This window comes from Bradyrhizobium sp. USDA 4341, from assembly GCF_054063755.1.
In genome coordinates, this window is the sequence record NZ_JBSSGO010000002.1 from 4539994 (window position 1) to 4564906 (window position 24913).

The window sequence follows — 24913 nt, forward strand, 5'->3', positions numbered from 1 at the left end:
CGTGTTTGGTAAGCGTAGCGGAAACGATGGGGATATCCGGGCACCCAAGCCCGCTTTTCAGACACCGGAGCCTGCCGGCTCGTCGCCGATGGCGCGCGAGTCCGTCGCCCCGACGGTATCGTCGCCGCCGCTGGCCCCTGCCAAGCCACCGCCTGCTCCCGCCGTCGAAGCCCGCCGCTCGGACAACTACTACCAGGTCAAGGCGACGATCTTCGGCGCCCTGATCGAGGCGATCGACCTTGCCCAGCTCGCCAAGCTGGACAGCGAGTCGGCGCGCGAGGAAATCCGCGACATCGTCAACGAGATCATCGCGATCAAGAACATCGTGATGTCGATCGCCGAGCAGGAAGAGCTGCTCGACGACATCTGCAACGACGTGCTCGGCTACGGACCGCTGGAGCCGCTATTGTCGCGCGACGACATCGCCGACATCATGGTCAACGGAGCCGGCACCGTGTTCATCGAAGTCGCTGGCAAGATCCAGCGCACCGGCATCCGCTTTCGCGACAACCAGCAGCTGCTCAACATCTGCCAGCGCATCGTCAGCCAGGTCGGCCGGCGCGTCGACGAATCCTCGCCGATCTGCGACGCCCGCCTCGCCGACGGCTCGCGCGTCAACGCCATCGTGCCGCCGCTGGCGATCGACGGGCCCGCGCTCACCATTCGTAAATTCAAGAAGGACAAGCTGACGCTGGAGCAGCTCGTCAAGTTCGGCGCGATCACGCCGGACGGGGCGACCATCCTGCAGATCATCGGCCGTGTCCGCTGCAACGTGATCATCTCGGGCGGTACCGGCTCGGGCAAGACCACGCTGCTGAACTGCCTGACCAACTATATCGAGCACGACGAACGCATCATCACCTGCGAAGACGCCGCCGAACTTCAGCTGCAGCAGCCGCATGTGGTGCGGCTGGAAACCCGGCCGCCGAACATCGAGGGCGAGGGCCAGGTCACGATGCGCGAACTGGTCCGCAACTGCCTGCGTATGCGGCCCGAGCGCATCATCGTCGGCGAAGTCCGCGGACCCGAGGCGTTCGATCTGTTGCAGGCGATGAACACCGGCCATGACGGCTCGATGGGCACGCTGCACGCCAACAATCCCCGCGAAGCGCTGTCGCGCTGCGAATCCATGATCACCATGGGCGGCTTCTCGCTTCCCTCGCGCACCATTCGCGAGATGATCTGCGCCTCGGTCGACATCATCGTGCAGGCCGCGCGCCTGCGCGACGGTTCGCGCCGCATCACCCACATCACCGAGGTGATGGGCATGGAAGGCGATACCATCATCACCCAGGACATCTTCCTCTACGACGTGGTCGGGGAAGATGCCAACGGCAAGATCATCGGCAAGCACCGCTCAACCGGCATCGGCCGGCCGCGCTTCTGGGAGCGTGCGCGCTACTACAATGAAGAGAAGCGGCTTGCGGCGGCGTTGGATGCCTCCGACTCGCCGGCGCCGGTCTAGGGGAACGCAGGATGCAGACGCAAACCCTTGCCCTGGCCTTCCTCGCCGCCACCACCGTGGGCGGCATCGCCTGGGTCTTCCTCTATCCCTACCTCTCGGGGGAAAAGAAGGCCGAGTCACGCCGCGCTTCGGTGGCGCGCAGCGAACCATCGACGCCGCGAAGCACCGACCGCACGCAGCGCTCCCGCCGCGAGCAGGTCGAAGGATCGCTCAAGGAGCTCGAGGCGCGCCGGCAGAAGGACAAGAAAGTCCCGCTCGGCGTGCGCATCTCGCAGGCCGGACTGGAGTGGTCCGAGCAGAAATTCTGGATGATCTCCGGCGCCCTCGGCCTGTTCGGGTTCGGCGCAGCATTCATGGTCGGCGGAGGCCTGCTGGGCGCGGCCGGCATCGGCTTTGCCATGGGTCTCGGCCTGCCGCGCTGGCTGCTCGGCTTCTTGAAGAAGCGGCGGGAGAAAGCCTTTCTGAAGGCGCTGCCCGACGCCGTCGACGTCATCGTGCGCGGCATCAAGGCCGGCCTGCCGCTGTTCGAATCGCTCAAGGCGGTCGTCAACGACGCATCTGAGCCGCTGCGCAGCGAGTTCCTTGCGATCATCGAGACCCAGGCGATCGGCATGCCGCTCGGCGAGGCCTGCGCGCGGCTCTACGAACGCATGCCGCTGCCGGAAGCGAACTTCTTCGGCATCGTGATCGCGATCCAGCAGAAGTCCGGCGGCAATCTGTCGGAAGCGCTCGGCAACCTGTCGCGGGTGCTGCGCGACCGCAAGAAGATGGCCGAGAAGATCCAGGCGATGTCGATGGAAGCGAAAGCCTCGGCCGCCATCATCGGCTCGCTGCCGCCGATCGTGATGATCCTCGTGTTCCTCACGACGCCGGACTACATCGCCCTGCTGTGGACGAACTCGATGGGCCAGCTCATGCTGGTTGCCTGCGCCGTCTGGATGTCGATGGGCGTGCTGGTGATGAAGAAGATGATCAACTTCGATTTCTGACGGTGCAGCATGATTGATATTCTGATCGCCAAGCTCCACGACGTCAGGTTCATGACCATGCTGCTTGCCTTCATCGCGGCAAGCGCGACGGTCTACACGCTGGTGATGCCGCTGCTCGCCGGCGGCGACCTCAACAAGCGCATGAAGGCCGTCGCCAGCGAGCGCGAGCGTCTCCGGCAGCGTGAGCGCGAGCGTCTCGCCAAGACGGAGAAGGTGGCGCTGCGGCAGACCCCGAAGCAGGTGGTCTCCCGGGTGGTGGACGATCTCAACCTCACGAAATGGCTCGCCCAGGAAGCGGCGCTCGAGAAGCTCGTGATGGCGGGCTATCGCGGCCACGCCCCCTACGTCACCTTCCTGTTCGCCCGCGCGGTGACGCCGATCGTGCTGCTGCTCGGCGCCATCGTCTATACGTTCTTCATCGCGGGCGCGAACTGGTCGCTCACGCTCAAGATCGGCATTTGCGTCGGTGCGGCCTATGCCGGCCTCCAGGCGCCGATGCTGTTCCTGAAGAACGCGATCTCCAAGCGCCAGCTCCAGATCAAGCGCGCCTTCCCGGATTCGCTCGACCTGCTGCTGATCTGCATCGAGTCGGGCATGTCGGTCGAAGTCGCGTTCCGGAAGGTGGCGAACGAGATCGCCGGACAGTCGATCGCGCTGTCGGAGGAGTTCGCGCTGACCACCGCGGAACTGTCCTATTTGCAGGACCGCAAGTCCGCCTACGAGAACCTGGCGCGCCGCACCGGGCTCGAAGGCGTGAAGTCGGTGTGCATGGCCTTGCAACAATCCGAACGCTACGGCACGCCGCTCGGTCAGAGCCTGCGCGTGATGGCGCAGGAAAATCGCGACATGCGCATGAACGAGGCCGAGAAGAAGGCGGCGGCCCTGCCGCCCAAGCTGACCGTGCCGATGATCCTGTTCTTCCTGCCCTGCCTTTTCATCGTGATCCTCGGGCCGTCCTACATCAAGATCGCCACGATGCATTGAGCCGCGCGCTGCGCCGGCTGCCTTCCCCTTCCCCCTGAAAGGGGGAAGGTCGGGATGGGGATCAGCCGCAAACGACGCTTCATGTGGAGAGAGCACATCCCCACCCGCTTTGCTCTCGCGAGCAAAGCGACCTCTCCATTTCAAGGGGAGGTTTGGATCTGTGATGTTGGCTTAATCGTCCTTGGCGACAACCGGCGCGGCGCGCGAGGAAATCCGCGGACCGTCCTTGCGGTTCAGCATGTCGCGGAGATAGGCGACGTTGGCGGCCGCCTCATCGGCCGGGAGGTCGGCCTTGACGATGGTCTCGGCCTCCGCGAAGCGGCCCTGCAGGCCGACGACGAGGGCAAGGTTCTGCCGGATGCGGGTATCGGCGCGGGCGCTGGCATAGGCCTGGCGCAGCGTCTCTTCCGCCTTCGGCAATTCCTTGGTCAGCATGTAGGACAGGCCGAGATTGGACAGCACCGACGGCTCGTCGGGAGCCAGTCGAAGGGCACTGGCGTAATAGCGCCGCGCTTCCTCGTGCCGGTTCAACTTGTCGAGCGTAGTGCCCTGCACCGACAGGATCCGCCAGTCAGGATTGTCCGGACTGTGCGCGCGGCTCAGCACGTCGAATGCGGCCTGCGAATTGCCGTTGTCGGCGAGCGCGCGGCCATAGGCGGCGAGCAGCGGCTTGCTGCCGGGGGTGGCGAGTGTGGCCTGCTCCAGCACGGCGCAGGCCTGCGAACGCTGTCCGGTCATGCGCAGCGCCTGCCCGTAAGCGATCGCGGCGTCGACATCCTTGGGATTCTTGCGATAGCGCTCGCCATACACTTCGAGATTGCGGCGCGGATCGTCTGGCACCGGATCGGACCGGGACGCGATCGATCCGGTGACGTCTGACATGGTCTGGCAACCGCCAAGCCCGGCGGCGAGGACCGCCACGAGGGCCGCGGAACTAAGATGCCGGGTCAAAATGGACTGTCGACGCATGGCACTGTGACTCACGAAATCGGGCAAATGGATCGAGCCGAGCGTGCCAGCAATAGACTGTTAACCCTAACGTCTGGTTAACTGCGGCACCGGCGGCCGGCACGCCGGTTCCAGTCCCGCAGGTCGCGTCAACCGCGGGCGCGCTACCATCCACCACGAAAGGCGTGTTAGTCACCAGCAACGACGCCAGAACAGCCGAGAGCCGCATGCCATCCGTGTTCGAGACCGCACCCACGACCGCCGTCACGCCGATCACCTTCGTCAGCAAGGCGACATGGGATGCGATCCGCAGCGAGTTGCCGGCACCGGCACGCCAGTTCGCGGAGGCCAATGACTTTGCGGCCAAGCCGGGCAAGGCGCTCGCCCTGCCGGCAGCCGATGGCGGCATCGCGCAGGTGCTGTTCGGCCTCGAGGATGCGGACCACAAGGCGCGCGATCCGTTCCATGCCGGTGCCCTGCCCGGCCTGCTGCCGCCGGGCGTCTACCGCTTTGCCAATGCGCCGCATGACACGCGGCTTGCGACGCTCGCCTTCGCACTCGGCTGCTACCGCTTCGGCCGCTATCGCAAGAACAAGACCCCCGAGGTCCGCCTGGTGCCGCCCGATGGCGTCGACACGGCCGAGATCGCGCGGATGGCGGATGCCGCGGCGCTGGCGCGCGACCTCATCAACACGCCGTCCAACGACATGGGGCCGGCCGAGCTCGCCGAGGCGGCGCGCGACCTCGCAACGCGATTCGGCGCCGCCTTCAATTGCATCGATGGCGACGAGCTCGCGCAGAACTTCCCGCTGATCCACGCCGTCGGCATGGCATCGACGCGCGCGCCGCGGCTGATCGATCTGAGCTGGGGCGATCCGGCGCATCCAAAGGTGACGCTGGTCGGCAAAGGCGTCTGCTTCGACACCGGCGGGCTCGACCTCAAGCCGTCGAGCGGCATGCTGATCATGAAGAAGGACATGGGTGGCGCCGCCAACGTGCTGGCGCTGGCGCAGATGGTGATGGATGCAAAGCTGAAGGTGCGGCTGCGCGTGCTGATCCCGGCGGTCGAGAACGTGGTTGCCGGCAACGCGTTCCGCCCGCTCGACATCTTCAGGTCGCGCAAGGGCATCACCGTCGAGATCGGCAACACCGATGCCGAGGGGCGGCTGGTGCTCGCCGACGCGCTGGCGCTGGCCGACGAGGAGACGCCGGACCTGCTGGTCGATCTCGGCACGCTGACCGGCGCGGCGCGCGTGGCGCTCGGCCCGGATCTGCCGCCGTTCTACACCAACGACGAGGCGCTCGCTGGCGACGTTGCAGCATATGCAAGGAGCGAGAACGACCCGTTGTGGCGAATGCCGCTGTGGCCGGCCTACGATGTCTGGCTCGACTCCAAGACCGCCGACATCACCAACGCGCCGTCGGGCGGTTTCGCCGGCTCGATCACCTGCGCGCTGTTCCTGCAGCGCTTCGTCGAGCACGCGAGGAGCTGGCTGCATGTCGACATCTACGGCTGGACGCCGTCGGCAAAGCCCGGCCGCCCCGAAGGCGGCGAGTGCCAGGCCGCGCGCGCGATCTACAAATTGCTGAGCCAGCGCTATGTATGATGCCAGACTGACGCCGGCCCGCGAGGACGTCGCGGCAAAATATCTCGAGGGTAAGGTGAAGGCGGCGCGCTTCGTCGACGGCGAGACGCTTGCGGTCAGCGATGCCATCGCGCCGCTGCGGCGGGCGCCGGCGGCCGATGCCGAACAGATGACGCAGGCACTCAGGGGTGAACGCATCACGGTGTACGACCGCAACGGCGAAGGCTGGGCCTGGGGCCAGCTTGCCGATGACGGCTATGTCGGCTGGATTGCCGAGGCCGCGCTGACGGCGCCCGGCACGGCACCGACGCACAAGGTGACGGCGCTGCGTACGCTGGCGTTTCCGGGACCGTCGATCAAGCTGCCGCCGGTCGAGGCGCTGGCGATGGGGACCAGGGTCGCAATCATCCGCGAGGACGGTCCCTTCGCGGTGACCCGCGAGGGCTGGCATCTGCCGCGCCAGCATCTCGCCCCTCTCGACACGATGGCGCAGGATTTCGTCGCAATCGCCGAGCAGTTCGTCGGCTCGCCCTATCTCTGGGGCGGCAAGTCGAGCCTCGGCATCGATTGCTCCGGCCTGGTGCAGATCGCGCTGACCGCCGCCGGCACCGGCTGCCCGCGCGACAGCGACATGCAGCAGGACGGGCTCGGCCGCGAATTGACGGCAGCGGAATCGAGGCATCTGCAGCGCGGCGACCTGATCTTCTGGAAGGGCCATGTCGCCATCGTGCGCGATGCGACGACGATCGTGCACGCCAACGCGCATCACATGGCAACGGTGGTGGAGAACACACACGCGGCCATCGCGCGCATCAAGGCCGCCGGCAGCGAGGTCGCCGCGATTAAGCGGCTTTGAGCCTGTCATTCCGGGGCGACGCGCAGCGTCGAACCCCGGATCCATTCATCCACCGAACGTGCGGGTCGATGGATTCCGGGCTCGCGCTTCGCGCGCCCCGGAATGACGCGTAATGGCTACGTCGCCACCGTGCCCTCGCCGGCCGCTTCGATGCGGAACGCGGCGGCGAACAGCGCGCGGGTGTAGTCGCTCTTCGGGTTCTTGAACAGCTCGGAGGCCGGCCCCTCCTCCTCGACCTTGCCGGATTTCATCACGATCAGGTGGCTCGCGAGCGAGGCCACCACGCGCAGATCGTGCGAGATGAACATGTAGGTGAGGTCGCGCTTGCGCTGCAGATCGCGCAACAGATCGACCATCTGGGCCTGGAGCAGCATGTCGAGCGCACTGGTCGGCTCGTCCAGCACGACGAAGTTCGGCTCCAGCACGACTGCGCGCGCGATCGAGATGCGCTGGCGCTGGCCGCCGGAGAATTCGTGCGGATAGCGGAAGCGCCAGTCGGGATCGAGGCCGACGTCCTTGAGTGCCTTGATCACCCGCGCCTCGCGCTCCTCGCGCGACAGCTGCTTCTGGTGCACCTCGAGCCCCTCGGCGATGATGTCGGCGACCGACATGCGCGGGCTGAGCGAGCCGAACGGGTCCTGGAACACGATCTGCATGTCGCGGCGGAACGGCAGCATCTGCTTGAAGCGCAGGCCCTGGATGTCCTTGCCGAGGAACACGATCGGGCCATCGGACGAAATCAGCCGGAGCAGCGCGAGCCCGAGCGTGGTCTTGCCGGAGCCGGATTCGCCGACGACGCCGAGCGTCTCGCCCTTGCGCACCGCAAGGCTGACGCCATCGACCGCCTTGATGTGGCCGACGGTCGAGCGCATCAGCCCGCGCTTGATCGGAAACCAGACCTTGAGATTGTCCGCCGACATCACGACCGGCGCATCCGGCTGCGGCGGCGCCGGATCGGGCTTCGGCTCGGCCGCCAGCAGCGCCTTCGTATAGGCGTGCTTCGGCGCGGTGAAGACCTGCTCGACCGGGCCCTGTTCAACGATCTTGCCGTTGTTCATCACACAGACGGTGTCGGCGATGCGGCGGACGATGCCGAGGTCGTGGGTGATGAACAACAGGCTCATGCCGAGCCGCGCGCGGATCTCGGCCAGCAAGGCGAGGATCTGCGCCTGCACCGTGACGTCGAGCGCCGTGGTCGGTTCGTCCGCGATCAGCAGATCGGGCTCGTTGGCAAGCGCCATCGCGATCATCACGCGCTGGCGCTGGCCGCCGGACAGTTGATGCGGATAGCTCTTGAGCCGCGTCTCCGGCTCGGGGATGCCGACCTGGCCCAGCAACTCCAGCGTCCGCGCCCGCGCCGCCGCACCGCTGATGCCGCTGTGCAGCGACAGGATCTCGCCGATCTGGGATTCGATGGTGTGGAGCGGATTGAGCGAGGTCATCGGCTCCTGGAAGATGATCGAGATGTCGTTGCCACGAATCCCGCGCATCTCGCGTTCCGACGATCCCAGGAGATCGCGGCCCTTGAAGCGGATCGCTCCGGAGGGATGCGACGCCGCCGGATAGGGCAGCAGCCTCAGTACCGAGAGCGCGCTGACCGATTTTCCCGAGCCGGACTCGCCGACCAGCGCCGTGCATTCGCCGCGCTTGATCGAGAAAGAGACGCGATCGACCGCAAGCGAGCGGCCGAAGGCGACCGAGAGGTCGCTGACGTCGAGCAGAGGCTGGTTGGTCGCGTCCATGCGTCAGCCCTTCGAGAACGTCTTGCGCGGATCGAAGGCGTCGCGCGCGGCTTCGCCGATGAAGATCAGCAGCGACAGCATGATCGCGACCGAGAAGAAGCCGGTGAGACCGAGCCACGGCGCCTGCACATTGGCCTTGCCCTGCGACAGCAATTCACCGAGCGAGGGCGAACCGGGCGGCAAGCCGAAACCGAGGAAATCCAGCGCCGTCAGCGTCATCACCGAGGACGAGACGATGAAGGGCAGGAACGTCATGGTCGCGACCATCGCGTTCGGCAGCAGATGGCGGAACATGATCACGCGATTGGAGACACCGAGCGCGCGCGCCGCCTGGATGTATTCGAAGTTGCGGCCGCGCAGGAATTCGGCCCGCACCAGGCCGACCAGCGAGACCCATGAGAACAACAGGAGGATGCCGAGCAGGATGAAGAAGCCCGGCGGCAGCACCGCCGAGATGATCAGCAGCAGATAGAGCGAGGGGATCGCGGTCCAGATCTCGATGAAGCGCTGGAAGCCGAGATCGATCCAGCCGCCGAAATAGCCCTGCACGCCGCCGGCGGCGATGCCGATGATCGAGGACAGGATGGTCAGCGTCAGGCCGAACAGCACCGAGATGCGGAAGCCGTAGATCAATCGTGCGACGACGTCGCGGCCCTGATCGTCGGTACCGAGCCAATTGTATTCGAGGTCGCGGCAGCCGGTCAGCCCCTTTCGCTTCACCACATCCGCGCACTGCTTTTCGGTCAGGAGCCAGGTCGGCTTCGACGGCACCGCCGTCGGCGGGTCGAGGTTGCGGCTGTCGTAGGAATAGCGGATCGGCGGCCAGATCATGCTGCCGCCCTTGGCGGCGATCTGCTTCTGTAGATAGGGATCGCGATAGTCGGCCGCCGTCTCGAAGTCGCCGCCGAAAGTGGTCTCGGCGTAGGTGAACACCACCGGCCAGTAGAGGCGGCCGTCATATTTGACGACCAGCGGCTTGTCGTTGGCAATGAAATTGGCGAACAGCGACAGCACGAACAGAACGAGGAATATCCAGAACGACCAGTAGCCGCGGCGGTTCGCCTTGAAGTTCTGCCAGCGCCGCTGGTTGAGCGGCGACGGCGCGAAGGCGTGGCGGGTGGCGGGCACCGCCTCGCCCATCGGCGATTGCGTCGTGGTCTCGACCGGCTGGGGCGCGAGCATCGTCATCAGACCTCCCGCGCTTCGAAGTCGATCCGCGGATCGATCCACATATAGGCAAGATCGGAGATCAGATTGACCACCAGTCCGACCAGCGAGAAGATGAACAGCGTTCCGAACACCACCGGATAGTCGCGGTTCAGGACGCTCTCGAAGCCGAGCAGGCCGAGCCCGTCGAGCGAGAAGATGGTCTCGATCAGCAGCGAGCCCGAGAAGAAGGCGTGGATGAACGCGCCCGGGAAGCCCGCGATCACGATCAGCATCGCGTTGCGGAAGATGTGGCCATACAGCACCTGACGCTCGCTGCAGCCCTTGGCGCGCGCGGTCATCACATATTGCTTGCGGATCTCGTCGAGGAACGAGTTCTTGGTGAGCAAGGTCATCGTCGCGAAGGCGCCGAGCGCCATCGACACCAGCGGCAGCGTCAGGTGCCAGAAATAGTCGATGATCTTCCAGTACCAGGGGAATTGCGCCCAGCCGTCCGAGGTGAGGCCGCGCAACGGGAAGATATTGAGGAACGAGCCGCCGGCAAACAGCACGATCAACAGGATCGCGAACAGGAAGCCCGGAATCGCAAAACCGATGATGATCACGGCCGAGGTCCAGGTGTCGAACCGCGACCCGTCCTTCACCGCCTTGCGGATGCCGAGCGGGATCGAGATCAGATAGGTCAGCAGCGTCATCCAGATGCCGAGCGACATCGAGACCGGCAGCTTCTCCTTGATCAGCTGGAGCACGCTGACACTGCGGAAATAGCTCTGGCCGAAGTCGAACCGCGCGAAATTCCAAACCATCAGCGCGAACCGCTCGGGCGCCGGCTTGTCGAAGCCGAACTGCACCTCGAGCTTCTTGATGAAATCAGGATCAAGCCCCTGCGCGCCGCGATATTTCGAGTTGACGGCGCCGGCCGCTCCCGCGCCCTGGCCGCGCTGCGCGCCGAAATCACCGCCGCCACCCGACACCCGCGAGGTGCCGCCGGTGTCGGCGCCGTTGATCTGCGCGATGACGCGCTCGACCGGACCGCCGGGAGCAAACTGCACGACCACGAAGGAGACGAACAGGATGCCGAGCAGCGTCGGCAGCATCAGGAAGATACGTCGGGCGATATAGGCGCTCATCGGCTACTTCGCCTGCTCGAGCTTCGCGGCCTTGGCGGCATCGTACCACCAATTCTCCGGCGCACCGACGCCCTGGGTATATTTTGCCAGCTTCTCGGTATGGCCGAACTGATCCCAATAGGCGATCGGATGCGTGTTGCGGTACCATTGCGGCACCCAGTAACGGCCGGCGCGAAAGACGCGGTCGAGGGCGCGGCAAGCAAAGGTCAAGTCCGCCCGCGTCTCGGCAGCGATGGCCTTTTCGGTCAATGCGTCGATTGCCGGGTTGGCAACGCCCGCCAGATTGTAGGAGCCTTTGGTGGCCGCAGCCTGGGACGAGAAGTAAGGCCGCAGACTGTCGCCCGGCGTCGCTGACATGGACATACGCTCGGTCGTCACCTCGAAATCGAAAGCCTCGACGCGCGCGCGATACTGCACGGCGTCGATCTGCCGGATATTCGCATCAATCCCAAGCGGGTTGAGATTCTTGATGAAGCTGGCATGATGCGGCTGGAACGTCGGCTCATCGAGCAGGAACTCGATCGTAAGCTGCTCGCCGTTGGGCAATCGCCGCTTGCCATCCTTGACGACGCATCCCGCCTCGTTGAGCAGTTGCGTCGCCTTTCGCAGCAGCGTGCGGTCCTGTCCCGATCCATCCGACACCGGGGGCACGAACGGCTCGCCGAACACCTCATCCGGCACTTGGCCGCGGAATGGTTCGAGCAGCTTCAGTTCCTCGGGCGAAGGTAGCCCACTAGCCACCATGTCCGAATTCTGGAACGGCGAGACGCTGCGCGCGTAAGCGCCGTACATAATGGTCTTGTTGGTCCATTCGAAATCGAAGGCATAGATCAACGCTTCGCGGACACGCGGGTCCTTGAACTTGTCGAGACGGGTGTTGATGAACCAGCCCTGCCCACCGGACGGTGTCTCGTCCGGCAATGTCTCGCGCTTGACCCGTCCGTCCTTGAGTGCCGGGAAATCATACCGCGTCGCCCAGACCCGGGCGGTGAATTCCTCGCGAAACAGATAGTTCTTGCCGGTGAAGCCTTCGAACGCGACGTCGCGATCACGATAGAATTCGTAGCGCACGGTATCGAAATTGTAGCTGCCGCGATTGACCGGAAGATCGGCGCCCCACCAGTCCTTGACGCGGTCGTATTCGACGTAGCGATTGGCCTCGAACCGGCCGACCTTGTACGGCCCGGAGCCAAGCGGCACTTCCAGCGTGGACTCCTCGAACTGCCGATTCGCATAATAGGTCTTCGAGAAGATCGGCAGGCCCGCAACATAAAGCGGCACATCGCGCGCGCGGTTTGGCGCGAAGGTCACAATCACGGTGCCGTCGTCGGGCGCCTCGGCCTTCACGAAATCGCGCAGTTGCACCACGATCAACGGATGTCCCTTCTCCTTCAGCGTGTTGAGCGAGAAAGCGACATCCTGCGCAGTCAGTTTCGAGCCGTCATGAAAGCGGGCCTCGGGCCGCATCGTGAAGCGGTATGTGAGCTTGTCGGGAGAAATTGAGACCGATCTTGCGGCCAGGCCGTACATCGCATCAGGCTCGTCCGCCGCGCGCGCCATCAACGAGTCAAAGGTCAGCTCCATGCCCTTCGCGCCTTCGCCCTTGAGGATGAATGCGTTGAACGAGCTGAACGTATAGAAGGACTGGTTGTAGGCACGTGTCGAAGGAATCGTCGAAAACACACCGCCCTTCGGCGCCCTCACATTGACATAGTCGAACTGCTGGAAATCCGCGGGATATTTCAGGTCGCCGAACACCGACATGCCGTGCATCTCGGTTCCGTTGTCGGCCACTGCCGGTGCAGTCCGCAGGCCTGCGGCACTCAACGCACCGATGCCGAGACCGAGTGCGTGCCGACGGGAGAATAGCGCCATGCGCGGATCCTTGAGCTTATGAACGCTTGAGCTTGGCTGCCTTGTCGACGTCGTACCACCAGAGATTTGGAAATCCTGAAACCGCGTATTTCGGCAGCGGATCGGGATGGCTGAAGCGATCCCAATAGACATAGCGCTGCTTGTCGTAGTTGAAGTGTGGAACGCAATAGAAGTTCCAGAGTAGAACCCGGTCCAGCGCCTTGGCGGCGGCGATCTGATCGGCGCGGCTGTTGGCGAAGATGATGCGCTCGATGATGGCATCGACGGCCGGATTCTTGATGCCGGGAAGATTGTTCGAGCCCGCCCGGTCGGCAGCCTGCGAGCCGAAATTGTCGCGCTGTTCGTTGCCGGGCGAGATCGACTGTCCCCACACCTGGGTGACCATCTCGAAATCGAAATCGCGTACCCGGTTCTGATACTGCACGGTGTCGACGGCGCGCAGATTGACGGTGATGCCGAGGCGCTCCAGGCTCGGCTTGTAGAACAGCGTGATCCGCTCCATGCCGGAATCGCCGCTGTTGCCGAGGATCTCGACCGTAAACGGCTGGCCCGAGGAATCGACCAGCTTGCGATCGCGGATCTCGAAGCCGGCTTCCTTCAGCAGCCGCGTCGCCTCGCGCAGATTGGCGCGGACGTTTTCCGGTGTGCCGCCGACCGGGTTCGTGTAGGGCGTCGTGAAGAGTTCCGGCGGCACCTTGTCACGCACCGTCTCCAGGAGCTCGAGCTCCTTGCCCTCCGGCAGGCCGGTCGCCATCAGATCGGGGATGCCGTCGAAATAGCTTGAATCGCGATGGTACTCGCCGGTCGAGAGCACGCGGTTCATCTCTTCGAAATCGAACGCGTAGTTGAAGGCCCGGCGCAGCCTGGGGTCCGCGAATTTCGGGCGCCTCAGGTTGAACACCCAGCCCTGCATCCGGCCCTGATTGCGGACGGTGAAGAGCTCCTTGAGCAGCCGGTTCTCGCGCACCGGCGGAACGTCGTAGGCCGACGCCCATTCCTTGGCGCTGCGCTCGTTGTACCAATCGAACTGGTCGGCCTTCAACGCCTCGCGCGCGACCGTGTCGTCGCGGAAATACTCGTAGCGCAGTTCGTCGAAATTGTTCTGCCCGATCGCAATCGGAATGTCCTTGCCCCAGTAATCCTTGACGCGCTCGAGCACGACCGATCGTCCGGCGACGAATTCCTTGATCTTGTACGGGCCGGACCCAAGCGGCGGCTCCAGCGTGCTCGCGGTGATGTCACGCTTCTTGCCCTGCGCGTCGGTGCCCTCCCACCAATGTTTGGGCAGGATGACGAGCTGACCGGTGATCATCGGCAGCTCGCGGTTGCCAGGGCTGTCGAAGGTGAACTTGACGTCGCGATCGCCGATCTTCTCGGCCTTTGCGATATGCCGGTAGTAAGCGCTGAACATCGGGCTGTTCGCCTTCAGCGCCTCGAAGGAGAAGATCACGTCTTCAGGCGTGACCGGCTTGCCGTCGTGCCAGTGCGACCCGGGACGGAGGCGGTAGATCACGTAGGAGAAATCGTCGGGGAAGGCTGCGCCCTCGGCGAGTTCGCCGTAATAGGTATCGGGCTCGTCGAGCGAGGCTTCCATCAGAGAGTCGTAAATGCGGGTGACCGCCGCGGCGACCGTGCCCTTCAATCCCGCAACGACCAGGTTGAAGCTGTCATAGGTGCCGGGCTGGAACAGCCGCACCACGCCGCCCTTCGGCGCGTCCGGCTTGACGTAATCGTAACGCTTGAAGTCGGCCGGGTACTTGATTTCGCCGTAGGTGGAGAGGCCGTGGCGCCATTTCAGCCCGTTGGGGGCATCGTCGGCGAGTGCCGGCGTGATCGCCGACAGGCCGGAGTTCAGTCCGAGCGCCGGAGCGAGTGCCGCCAATGCGCTGCCTTGAAGGAGGTGTCGTCGGGTGATCGCCAAATTCGGTTTCCTGCTTGCGGCCCCGGTTACATGGGACCCAATATAAGGCAACGGTTCGACAAATTACGTTGCTTTTTCCTCATGATAATCGCCCGGGAACAATATCGGTGCGGCGAAACGTCCCGATAACAACCCCGCGACAGCGGATTCCCCATGCGAAAACGGCCAGGCAGTGCCTGGCCGTTTCATCCGCATGCTTGCGCGAAGCAATTCGTTACTTCGAAGCGGTCGGGAGCGGAGCCGGATGCTCCGAGTTCGAATTCAGATAGGCGATGATGTCGGCGCGCTCGCTGTCCTTCGGCACGCCGGCGAAGCCCATCGCGGTGCCGGGGACGAAGCCCTTCGGGTTGGTCAGGAACTTGTTCAGGTCGTCGAAGGACCAGTCGCCGCCCTTGCCCTTCATCGCGGCCGAGAAATTGAAGCCACGGCCCTCGCCCTTCTTCTCGCCGACGATACCGAACAGGTTCGGACCGACGCGGTTGGGGCCGCCCTTCTCAAAGGTATGGCAGGCCTGGCACTTCTTGGCGGCGGCTGCGCCCTTCTCGGCGGAAGCGGTCTGCAGCAGCTTCTCGATCGGCTCGGAGGCGGCCGCAGCGGCCTCGCCACCACCGCCATGGGACTCTTCCTTCACCGCGATCTCAAAACCCGGCTTCTCCGGCAGCTTCGGCGCGAATTTCGCGCTGGCAGCAAAGCTCATCACCAGGACGACGATGCAGGTGCCGAGAACCGCACCGAGGATTTTGTTGAGTTCGAAGGAGTCCATTTCGGTCAGGCTCCGGGCCTTGAATGTCGACTTCAGGCCGGGAATACGGCCGCGGGGAAAGACCTGGGAATCGGCCTTATCGCACCGCCCCAAGCAGGGTTGAGATATCGGTTTGCCCGCGCTCTGGCAACCCGTATAAACGCGCCGAATTCAACCTCCTCCCCGCCAATTTCCGCAGGCCGGACGGGCCCCGACACGAATGACCCAACCCCGAACCTTGGTGCTGATTCCGGCCCGCATGGCCGCCACGCGCCTTCCCGGCAAACCGCTGCTCGATATCGCGGGCGCGCCGATGATCGTCCATGTGCTGCGACGGGCCGAGGCGGCCGGGATCGGCCGGGTCGCGGTCGCGACCGACTCGCCCGAGATCGCAGCCGCAGTGAAGGCTGCGGGCGGCGAGGTGGTGATGACCCGCCCCGACCATCCCTCCGGCTCGGACCGGATTTATGAAGCGATGACGATCCTCGACCCGGACGGCGCTGCCGAGATCGTGGTCAATCTGCAGGGCGATTTCCCGACCATCACGCCCGAGACCATCCGGAGCGTGATGCCGCCGCTCGCCGACCCCACCGTCGACATCTCGACGCTGGCCTCGCGCATCCATACCGAGGAGGAGGATCGGGCCCCCAGCGTCGTCAAGGCAGTCGGCTCCCCGATCGGCGCGAACCGGTTGCGCGCGCTGTATTTCACCCGCGCCACGGCGCCCTACGGCGACGGACCGCGCTACCACCATATCGGCCTCTATGCATACCGTCGGGCCGCCCTGGAGCGGTTCGTGCGGCTGCCGCCCTCGCCGCTGGAGCAGCAGGAGAAGCTCGAGCAGCTGCGGGCGCTGGAGGCCGGGATGCGGATCGACATCACCATCGTCGACACCGTGCCCCGCGGCGTCGACACCCCGGCCGACCTCGAAACCGCCCGGCGGATACTGGCAAAAGCCTAAGCCGCTGCTAAAAGGCCACCCATGACCAAGAAGCTGAAAATCGCGTTCCAGGGCGAGCCTGGCGCCAATTCTCATATCGCGATCGCCGAGGCCTATCCCGACGCCGAGCCGATGCCCTGCCCGACCTTCGAGGACGCGCTGGCCGCGATTTCCTCGGGCGATGCCGACCTCGGCATGATCCCGATCGAGAATTCGGTCGCCGGCCGCGTCGCCGACATCCATCATCTCTTGCCCGCCTCGGGCCTGTTCATCGTCGGCGAATGGTTCTTGCCGATCCGCCACCAGCTGATGGCGGTCAAGGGCACCAAGCTCGCCGACATCAAGAGCGTGGAGAGCCACGTCCATGCGCTCGGCCAGTGCCGGCGCATCATCCGCAAGCTCGGCGTCCGGCCGATCGTCGCCGGCGACACCGCCGGCAGCGCCCGCGATATTTCCGAGCGCGGCGACAAGAGCGTGGCGGCGATCGCCTCGCGCCTCGCCGCCGATATCTATGGCCTCGACATTCTCGCCGAGGACATCGAGGACGAGGCCCACAACACCACCCGCTTCGTGGTGCTGGCGCGCGAGGCCAAATGGGCTGCGCAGGGCTCCGGGCTGCTGGTCACCAGTTTTGTTTTCCGGGTGCGCAATTTGCCCGCCGCGCTCTACAAGGCGATGGGCGGCTTCGCCACCAACGGCGTCAACATGACCAAGCTCGAAAGCTACATGGTCGACGGCAATTTCTTCGCCACGCAATTCTATGCCGATGTCGACGGTCATCCTGACGACCGTGGACTCGCCTTCGCGCTGGAGGAATTGAAATTCTTCTCACGCGAATTCCGCATCGTCGGCGTCTATCCCGGCCATCCGTTCCGCGCGACCTTCAGCGAAACGCGGGAATGATTCCGTCATTCCGGGGCGATGCGTAGCATCGAACCCGGAATCTCGAGGTTCCGGGTTCACGCTTCGCGTGCCCCGGAACGACAGCATCAAGCAGCAATCCTCTTCTGCAGCCCGAACGCCTCCGCGAGCAGGCTGTAGGATTTCTTCCGCGCCGCGTGATCGTAGACCGCGGTGATCACCATCAGCTCGTCCGCCTGGGTCGCCGCGATCAGCGGCTGCAGCTTCGTCATCACGGTTGCGGGGCTGCCGACGAAGAAGCGTACGCGGTTGCGCGCGATCGAGGCGCGCTCGGCGTCGGTGTAGGGATAGGCCTCTGCCTCCTCGACGCTGGGCAGCGGCAGATACTGGCCGCGATCGCGGCGCAGCCGGTTGAGATCCATCGACATCGCAAGCCGCTCGGCTTCCGCATCGGTCTCCGCCGCAACGGCCGCGACCGCCAGGATCGACTGCGGCGCCGTACGCCAGCCCGAGGGCTTGAAATGCGCGCGATAATTCGTCATCGCCGCAATTGCGTCGTGAGTGGCAAAATGATGCGCGAACGCAAAGCCCATCCCGACCTGCGCGGCGAGCTCGGCCGAATAGTCGCTCGAGCCGAGCAGCCAGATCGGCGGCAGCGGCGAATCATCCGGCATCGCCACCACATTGTTGTAGGGATGGCCGGCCGGGAAATCGCGCGTCTCCCACAAGATCAGCTCATGCAGCCGCTCGAGGAAATCGTCGCCCTCGCGGCGATCGAGCCGGCTGCGCAGTGCGTAGGCAGTGGCGCCATCGGTGCCGGGCGCGCGGCCGAGGCCGAGATCGATGCGGCCGGGAAACAGCGCCTCCAGCATCTTGAAGCGCTCGGCGACCACCAGCGGCGCGTGGTTGGGCAGCATCACGCCGCCGGAGCCGACGCGGATATGCTGCGTCACCGCCGCGATCTGCCCGATCATCAGATCGGGCGCCGGGCTCGCGACGGAGGCGAGGTTGTGGTGCTCGGCGAGCCAGTATCTGACGTAGCCGAGACCATCGACATGGCGCGCCAGATCGATGCTGTTGCGGAGCGCAGCGGCGGGCTTGGTGCCTGACGTGACGACGGACAGGTCGAGGACGGAGAGCGGGATCATGGCCGACAACCTAATGTGGCGCCACGAGGCGACAAAGACGCCGGCTGCGCAGACCAGTCCCGCACCGGAAAGTCGGCGCGGCTCATCGCGACTCTTGGGACGAAATGCGAAGATTCGTCGACACGCGGCTCTGCCCACGGCCGATTCGGGCATCCAACCGATTCCGCAATCACGTTTTTATTAATATAATTCAATGAATTAATTCCGCTGTTCGCCAATTGAAGGCGGAGCCCACCACTCGTTCTCGACCGCTCATTTTGAGCGCATCATCGTCATCAATGGGCAATTTCCCATATCCGATGGGCTGTTTCGGCCCACCGGTTTCGCCTATCTTAGGGCCTCCATATCCAGGCCGGACGTCTGCCCTCCAGTTGCGGAGCCCTTGCGTATCATGACCGAGACTATTTCCTCCCTGCCGAACGGGCAGCGCGCGCCGAAAACGCCGAAAATCTCCTTCGAGTTCTTCCCGCCGAAGACCGAGGAGATGGAGCGTAGTCTGTGGGAGACCATCAATCGCCTGGCGCCGCTGACGCCGAACTTCGTCTCGGTCACCTACGGCGCCGGCGGCTCGACCCGCGAGCGCACCCACTCCACCATCAGCCGCATCCTGCGCGAGACCGATCTGCTGCCGGCCGCACATCTGACCTGCGTCAGCGCCTCGCGCGGCGAGATCGACGAGATCGTCGACCGCTACCATGAGGTCGGTGTCCGCCACATCGTGGCGCTGCGCGGCGATCCGCCTGGCGGCATCGGCACACCCTACTTCACCCATCCCGACGGCTATCAAAGCTCCGCCGAGCTGGTCGCCGCCATCAAGAAGCGCCACGCCGACATCGAGATCTCGGTGTCCGCCTATCCGGAGAAGCATCCGGAAGCCGCCGACTTCGACGCCGACATCGACACGCTGAAGGCCAAGGTCGACGCCGGCGCGACGCGCGCGATCACCCAGGTGTTCTTCGACAACGACCTCTACCATCGCTATGTCGATCGGGTGCGCGCACGCGGCATCGAGATTCCGATCGTGCCCGGCATCATGCCGATGCACAATTTCAAGCAGGCCCGCAATTTCGTCACCCGCGCCGGCACCAGCGTGCCGGACTGGCTCGCCGAGAAGTTCGAGGGCCTCGACAATGACGCCGAGACCCGCAAGCTGGTCGCCGCCACCGTCGCCGCCGGCCAGGTGCAGAAGCTGTTCAAGCACGGCGTCGACACCTTCCACTTCTACACCATGAACCGCGCGGACCTCGTGTTCGCGATCAGCCACCTGCTCGGCATCCGGCCGACCGGTGCCCAAAAAGCTGCCTGACCAGAAAGCAATCGATGTCCGTTCCCGTTTCTCCCAAGCGTAACGCTTTGCTCGCGGCTGCCCGCGAGCGCATCCTGGTGCTCGACGGCGCCATGGGCACGATGATCCAGGGCTTGCAGTTCGACGAAGCCGCCTTCCGCGGCGAACGCTTCAAGGACTTCCACCGCGACATCAAGGGCAACAACGATCTCCTGATCCTGACGCAGGCTGAGGCGATCACGGACATCCACGCCGCCTACCTGCGTGCCGGTGCCGACATCGTCGCGACCAATACCTTCTCCTCGACCTCGATCGCGCAGGCCGACTACGACATGTCGGACCTCGCCTATGAGCTCAACCTGCAGGGCGCGCGGCTCGCGCGTGCGGCCGCGGAGCGGGTGAGCGCCGAGGACGGCAAGCCGCGCTTCGTCGCCGGCGCGCTTGGCCCGACCAACCGCACCGCCTCGATCTCGCCTGACGTCTCCAATCCCGGCTATCGCGCGGTGACCTTCGACGATCTGCGCAAGGCCTATGGCGAACAGGCCAAGGGCCTGCTCGATGGCGGCGCCGATCTGCTGCTGGTCGAGACCATCTTCGACACGCTGAACGCCAAGGCGGCGCTGTACGCGATCGCCGAGCTCATCGCGGAGCGCGGCATCGACGTGCCCGTGATGATTTCCGGCACCATCACCGACAAGTCCGGCCGGCTGCTCTCCGGCCAGTTGCCGGAGGCGTTCTGGCATTCGGTGCGGCACGCCAAGCCGATCACGATCGGCTTCAACTGCGCACTCGGCGCCGAGGATCTGCGCGCGCACATCGCCGATATCGGCCGCGTCGCCGACACGCTGGTCTGCGCTTACCCCAACGCCGGGCTGCCCAACGAGTTCGGCCAGTATGACGAGACGCCGGACTACATGGCGCGGCTGATCGGCGAATTCGCCGCCGCCGGCCTCGTCAACATCGTCGGCGGCTGCTGCGGCACCACGCCCGACCATATCGCCGCGATCGCCAGGGCCGTCGCCCCGCACAAGCCGCGCGTCGTGCCCGAGATCGAACCGCGGCTCAAGCTCTCCGGCCTCGAGCCGTTCACGCTGACCGACGCAATTCCGTTCGTGAACGTCGGCGAACGCACCAACGTCACTGGCTCGGCGCGCTTCCGCAAGCTGATCACCGCGGGCGACTACACCGCCGCGCTTCAGGTCGCGCGCGACCAGGTCGAGAACGGCGCCCAGGTCATCGACGTCAACATGGACGAGGGCCTGCTCGACTCCGAAGCGGCGATGGTGACGTTCCTCAACCTCGTCGCCGCCGAGCCCGACATCGCGCGGGTGCCCGTGATGGTCGACTCCTCGAAATTCCACGTCATCGAGGCCGGCCTGAAATGCATTCAGGGCAAACCGATCGTGAACTCGATCTCGATGAAGGAAGGCGAGGAGAAGTTCCTGCACGAGGCGACCGTCGCCAAACGTCACGGCGCCGCCGTGGTGGTGATGGCGTTCGACGAGACCGGCCAGGCCGACACGTTCGCGCGCAAGACCGAGATCTGCAAGCGTGCCTACGACCTTCTGGTCAACCGGCTCGACTTCCCGCCCGAGGACATCATCTTCGATCCGAACATCTTCGCGATCGCGACCGGGCTCGAGGAGCACAACAATTACGGCGTCGACTTCATCGAGGCGACGCGCTGGATCCGCCAGAACCTGCCCGGCGCCCACATCTCCGGCGGCGTCTCCAACCTGTCGTTCTCGTTCCGCGGCAACGAGCCGGTGCGCGAGGCGATGCACTCGGTGTTCCTGTATCACGCCATCCATGCCGGCATGGACATGGGCATCGTCAATGCCGGGCAGATGATCGTCTATGACGACATCGACCCCGAGCTGCGCCAGACCTGCGAGGACGTGATCCTCAACCGCGATCCGGGCGCATCCGAGCGGCTGCTGGCGCTTGCCGAGAAATTCCGTGGCAAGGAGAAGCAGACCAAGGAGCAGGATCTCGCCTGGCGCGAATGGCCGGTCGAGAAGCGGCTGTCGCACGCGCTGGTGCACGGCATCACCGAGTTCATCGAGGCTGACACCGAGGCCGCGCGCCAGAACACGTCCCGTCCGCTCGACGTCATCGAGGGGCCGCTGATGGCCGGCATGAATGTGGTCGGCGACCTCTTCGGCGACGGCAAGATGTTCCTGCCGCAGGTCGTGAAGTCGGCGCGCGTGATGAAGCAGGCGGTCGCCTATCTGATGCCGTTCATGGAGGAGGAGAAGGCGCGCAACCTCGCCAATGGCATCACCGGCGGCCGCAACGCCGCGGGCAAGATCGTGCTCGCGACGGTGAAGGGCGACGTCCACGACATCGGCAAGAACATCGTCGGCATCGTGCTCCAGTGCAACAATTTCGAGGTGATCGACCTCGGCGTCATGGTGCCCGCCAGCAAGATCATCGAGACCGCGAAGGCCGAGGGCGCCGACATCATCGGCCTGTCCGGGCTGATCACGCCCTCGCTCGACGAGATGAGCTTCCTCGCCGGCGAACTGCAACGGCAGGGCATGAACGTGCCGCTCCTGATCGGCGGCGCCACCACGAGCCGCGTGCATACCGCCGTGAAGATCGACCCGAACTATCCGGGCGGCCCGGTCGTGCATGTCAATGACGCGAGCCGCGCGGTCGGCGTCGCCTCCTCGCTGCTGTCGGCCGAGAAGAAGCAGGCCTATGCCGCCGAGGTGCGCGCCGAATACGCAAAAATCTCGACGGCGCATTTCCGCGCCCAGGCCGACAAGAAGCGGCTGAAGCTCAACGACGCCCGCGCCAACAAGGTCGCGATCGACTTTGCGGCAGCGCCGCCGAAGAAGCCGGCGTTCTTCGGGCTGAAGAGCTTTGACGCCTACGATCTCGCCGAGCTGGCCGACTACATCGACTGGACCCCGTTCTTCCAGACCTGGGAATTGACCGGCCGCTTCCCGGCGATCCTCGACGACCCCAAGGTCGGCGAGGTCGCCCGCTCACTCTATGCCGACGCGCGCAAGATGCTCGGCACGATCATCCAGGAGAAGTGGTTCACTGCGCGGGCCACCATCGGCTTCTGGCCGGCGAACGCGGTCGGCGACGACATCGAGGTCTATGCCGACGAGACGCGGAAGCAGAAGATCGCGACCTTCCATACGCTGCGCCAGCAGCTCGAGAAGCGCGAGGGCCGCTTCAACGCCGCGCTGTCCGACTTCGTCGCACCAAAGGAAGCCGGCGTGCCCGACTATATCGGCGGCTTCGTCGTCACGGCGGGGATCGGCGAGGATGCGGTCGCCGACAGCTTCAAGAACGCCAATGACGATTACTCCTCGATCCTGTGCAAGGCGCTGGCCGATCGTCTGGCGGAAGCCTTCGCCGAGCGCATGCACCAGCGCGTGCGCAAGGAGTTCTGGGGCTACGCGCCCGACGAGGCCTCGTCGCCGGACGAATTGATCCTCGAGAAGTACAACGGCATCCGCCCCGCGCCCGGCTATCCGGCGCAGCCCGACCACACCGAGAAGCGGACGCTGTTCGCGCTGCTCGATGCCGAGAACACGTCCGGCGTGAAGCTGACCGAGAACTACGCGATGTGGCCGGGTTCGTCGGTTTCGGGGCTGTATTTCTCGCACCCCGAAAGTTTCTATTTCGGCGTCGGCAAGATCGAGCGCGATCAGGTCGAGGACTATGCCGCGCGCAAGGCCATGACGGTCGCTGAGATCGAGCGCTGGCTCGCGCCGGTGCTGAACTACATCCCCTCGCAGGACGGCGCCAAGGGCCAGGCGATCGCGCCCGCCGCGACGCCCGCCAACGACGAGGAACTGGCCTCGCATCCGCAGGGCTGCACCTGCGCGGTGCACCTTGCCTGGCGGAAGAAGAAGGTGGGTGCGGGGTAGCTCTTTCTTCCCTTCTCTCCTCGTGGGAGAAGGGAAGCGTGCCCGTAGCCCGGATGCAGCGAAGCGCAATCCGGGATAGACTGCGACGGAACGACGACCGATCCCGGATTACGCTTGCGCTTCATCCGGGCTACGGGCCGCGTCGTTTGGCACAGTGAGAATTTCCCCATGCAATTCTTCTCCTTCTGGCGATCGCTGGCGAGCTTTCGGGTACGAATTGCGCTCAATCTGAAGGGCGTACCGGCGGAGGTCGTGTTCGTCGACATCGATGCGGACGCGCATCGCACTGATGCCTATCGCAAGATCAATCCGCAGATGGCGCTGCCGGCGCTGGTGACCGACGATGGCACGGTGCTGTTCCAGTCGCTCGCGATCATCGACTATCTCGACGAGACCTACCCGAGCCCGCCGCTGCTGCCACCAGATGCGCTCGGCCGCGCCCGGGTGCGCGGGCTTGCGCTGATCGTCGCCTGCGAGGGCCATCCGCTGCTGACGCCACGGGTGCGCCGCTATCTCGACCGCGAGCTCGATCTGCGCGACAGCCAGCAGAACGCGTGGCGGCGGCACTGGACGATCGAGACGCTGGCGGCGCTCGAGGGCCACCTCGCCGGCCACAACGCAACCGGGCAGTTCTGTCACGGCGATGCGCCGACCCTCGCCGATATCTGCCTGGTCGGCCATGTCACCGCGGCGATCAACCAGCAGATCAGCCTGTCGCCCTGGCCGACCGTGAAACGCATCCACGACACCGCCATGGCGCTGCCGGCGTTCGCCAAGGCACATCCCTCCGCGCAGCCGGATACGCCCGAGGCGATGCGGGTGAAGTAGTGCGCGAACGGAAGCGCTGCGAAGCATAGGCAGAGGCGCAAACGTGTGCACGATCCTCTCCCCACCGTCGTCCCTGCGAAAGTAGGGACCCATAACCACAGGGCATTGTCGTTGAAGCGAGCTGTGGCTCCAGCGTTGCGCAACAATGACCATCGGTGGTTATGGGTCCCGGGTCGCGCTGCGCTTGCCCGGGACGACGGATTGTTTCGGATTCGGTGGTCAAGCAACCAGGCAGTCGGTGTCATCACCCGCGCAAGCGGGTGATCCAGTATTCCAGAGGCGCCAGTGCTTGGCCGGGATGCCACGGCGCCCTCCAGGCGTCGTCCCGGCGAAGGCCGGGACCCATACGCCGCAGCGGATGTTGTGGATGGCACTCGTCGTTCCAGCATTGCATAACTATTTGCGGCGGTGGTTATGGGTCCCGGCCTTCGCCGGGACGACGGTGAGGATGGATCGCATTTCAAGATGTCAAGCAGCGCGGTGTCATCACCCGCGCAAGCGGCTGATCCAGTATTCCAGAGGCGCCAGTGCTTGAGCAGAAAAGCCGCGGTGTACT

The 24913-nt window shown here is 64.9% G+C and carries 18 protein-coding genes; 10 read left to right on the forward strand and 8 right to left on the reverse strand.

Annotated features, from left to right (window positions below; all coding sequences use genetic code 11):
• The first annotated feature begins 1 nt into the window (after position 1).
• The 3 genes from ACVIGB_RS27570 to ACVIGB_RS27580 are packed head-to-tail and all read left to right on the forward strand — an operon-like array spanning position 2 to position 3438.
• A complete protein-coding gene (locus ACVIGB_RS27570) occupies positions 2–1465 on the forward strand; it encodes a CpaF family protein (RefSeq protein WP_456720267.1) in 1464 nt (487 codons plus the stop codon).
• An 11-nt stretch (positions 1466–1476) separates the two neighbouring features.
• Positions 1477–2454: a type II secretion system F family protein gene (locus tag ACVIGB_RS27575; RefSeq protein WP_456720266.1), complete on the forward strand. Its 978-nt coding sequence runs from the start codon at positions 1477–1479 to the stop codon at positions 2452–2454.
• Positions 2455–2463: 9 nt separating this feature from the next.
• The gene (locus ACVIGB_RS27580) at positions 2464–3438 is read left to right on the forward strand and encodes a type II secretion system F family protein (RefSeq protein ID WP_456720265.1); all 975 of its coding nucleotides are present in this window, start codon (positions 2464–2466) and stop codon (positions 3436–3438) included.
• A 171-nt stretch (positions 3439–3609) separates the two neighbouring features.
• On the opposite strand, the gene ACVIGB_RS27585 is transcribed toward ACVIGB_RS27580, so the two are convergent.
• Positions 3610–4407 (reverse strand): tetratricopeptide repeat protein, encoded by a 798-nt coding sequence (locus ACVIGB_RS27585; protein ID WP_456749241.1) that lies wholly within the window; start codon positions 4405–4407, stop codon positions 3610–3612.
• Positions 4408–4613: 206 nt separating this feature from the next.
• Between ACVIGB_RS27585 and ACVIGB_RS27590 the strand changes: the two genes are divergently transcribed.
• Both ACVIGB_RS27590 and ACVIGB_RS27595 read left to right on the forward strand, forming a co-directional pair.
• The gene (locus ACVIGB_RS27590) at positions 4614–5993 is read left to right on the forward strand and encodes a leucyl aminopeptidase family protein (protein WP_456720264.1); all 1380 of its coding nucleotides are present in this window, start codon (positions 4614–4616) and stop codon (positions 5991–5993) included.
• Positions 5986–6828, forward strand: a complete 843-nt coding sequence (locus ACVIGB_RS27595; RefSeq protein ID WP_456720263.1) for an NlpC/P60 family protein — start codon at positions 5986–5988, stop codon at positions 6826–6828. The genes ACVIGB_RS27590 and ACVIGB_RS27595 overlap by 8 nt, the downstream gene beginning before the upstream one ends.
• A 116-nt stretch (positions 6829–6944) precedes the next feature.
• On the opposite strand, the gene ACVIGB_RS27600 is transcribed toward ACVIGB_RS27595, so the two are convergent.
• From ACVIGB_RS27600 to ACVIGB_RS27625, 6 genes are all read right to left on the reverse strand, one after another.
• Positions 6945–8570 (reverse strand): ABC transporter ATP-binding protein, encoded by a 1626-nt coding sequence (locus ACVIGB_RS27600; RefSeq protein ID WP_212314261.1) that lies wholly within the window; start codon positions 8568–8570, stop codon positions 6945–6947.
• A gap of 3 nt (positions 8571–8573) precedes the next feature.
• Positions 8574–9758: an ABC transporter permease gene (locus ACVIGB_RS27605; protein ID WP_375786747.1), complete on the reverse strand. Its 1185-nt coding sequence runs from the start codon at positions 9756–9758 to the stop codon at positions 8574–8576.
• A complete protein-coding gene (locus tag ACVIGB_RS27610; protein ID WP_092119068.1) occupies positions 9758–10867 on the reverse strand; it encodes a microcin C ABC transporter permease YejB in 1110 nt (369 codons plus the stop codon). Before ACVIGB_RS27610 ends, ACVIGB_RS27605 begins: the two co-directional genes overlap by 1 nt.
• A gap of 3 nt (positions 10868–10870) precedes the next feature.
• Positions 10871–12742: an extracellular solute-binding protein gene (locus ACVIGB_RS27615; protein WP_456720262.1), complete on the reverse strand. Its 1872-nt coding sequence runs from the start codon at positions 12740–12742 to the stop codon at positions 10871–10873.
• Positions 12743–12758: 16 nt separating this feature from the next.
• On the reverse strand, positions 12759–14663 hold the full coding sequence (locus ACVIGB_RS27620) for an extracellular solute-binding protein (protein WP_456720261.1): 1905 nt from the start codon (positions 14661–14663) through the stop codon (positions 12759–12761).
• 214 nt (positions 14664–14877) lie between these two features.
• The gene (locus ACVIGB_RS27625; RefSeq protein ID WP_092119076.1) at positions 14878–15426 is read right to left on the reverse strand and encodes a c-type cytochrome; all 549 of its coding nucleotides are present in this window, start codon (positions 15424–15426) and stop codon (positions 14878–14880) included.
• A gap of 199 nt (positions 15427–15625) precedes the next feature.
• Here ACVIGB_RS27625 and ACVIGB_RS27630 point away from each other — a divergent pair, with 199 nt between their 5' ends.
• Together ACVIGB_RS27630 and ACVIGB_RS27635 are read left to right on the forward strand one after the other, a co-directional pair.
• A complete protein-coding gene (locus tag ACVIGB_RS27630) occupies positions 15626–16366 on the forward strand; it encodes a 3-deoxy-manno-octulosonate cytidylyltransferase (RefSeq protein WP_456720260.1) in 741 nt (246 codons plus the stop codon).
• 21 nt (positions 16367–16387) lie between these two features.
• Complete coding sequence (locus ACVIGB_RS27635; protein ID WP_456720259.1) at positions 16388–17248, forward strand: prephenate dehydratase; 861 nt, start codon at positions 16388–16390, stop codon at positions 17246–17248.
• Between the two features lie 86 nt (positions 17249–17334).
• Here the strand turns inward: ACVIGB_RS27635 and ACVIGB_RS27640 are convergent, their stop codons facing one another.
• Positions 17335–18354 (reverse strand): LLM class flavin-dependent oxidoreductase, encoded by a 1020-nt coding sequence (locus ACVIGB_RS27640; RefSeq protein WP_092119085.1) that lies wholly within the window; start codon positions 18352–18354, stop codon positions 17335–17337.
• A 391-nt stretch (positions 18355–18745) separates the two neighbouring features.
• On the opposite strand from ACVIGB_RS27640, the gene metF reads away from it, so the two are divergent.
• The 3 genes from metF to maiA all read left to right on the forward strand — a co-directional run bounded on the left by metF (position 18746) and on the right by maiA (position 24357).
• Positions 18746–19660, forward strand: coding sequence for a methylenetetrahydrofolate reductase [NAD(P)H] (metF, locus tag ACVIGB_RS27645; RefSeq protein ID WP_092119088.1), 915 nt, complete (start codon positions 18746–18748; stop codon positions 19658–19660).
• A gap of 14 nt (positions 19661–19674) precedes the next feature.
• Positions 19675–23529 (forward strand): methionine synthase, encoded by a 3855-nt coding sequence (metH, locus tag ACVIGB_RS27650; protein WP_456720258.1) that lies wholly within the window; start codon positions 19675–19677, stop codon positions 23527–23529.
• Between the two features lie 168 nt (positions 23530–23697).
• Complete coding sequence (gene maiA / locus ACVIGB_RS27655; protein ID WP_456720257.1) at positions 23698–24357, forward strand: maleylacetoacetate isomerase; 660 nt, start codon at positions 23698–23700, stop codon at positions 24355–24357.
• Positions 24358–24913: the final 556 nt, after the last annotated feature.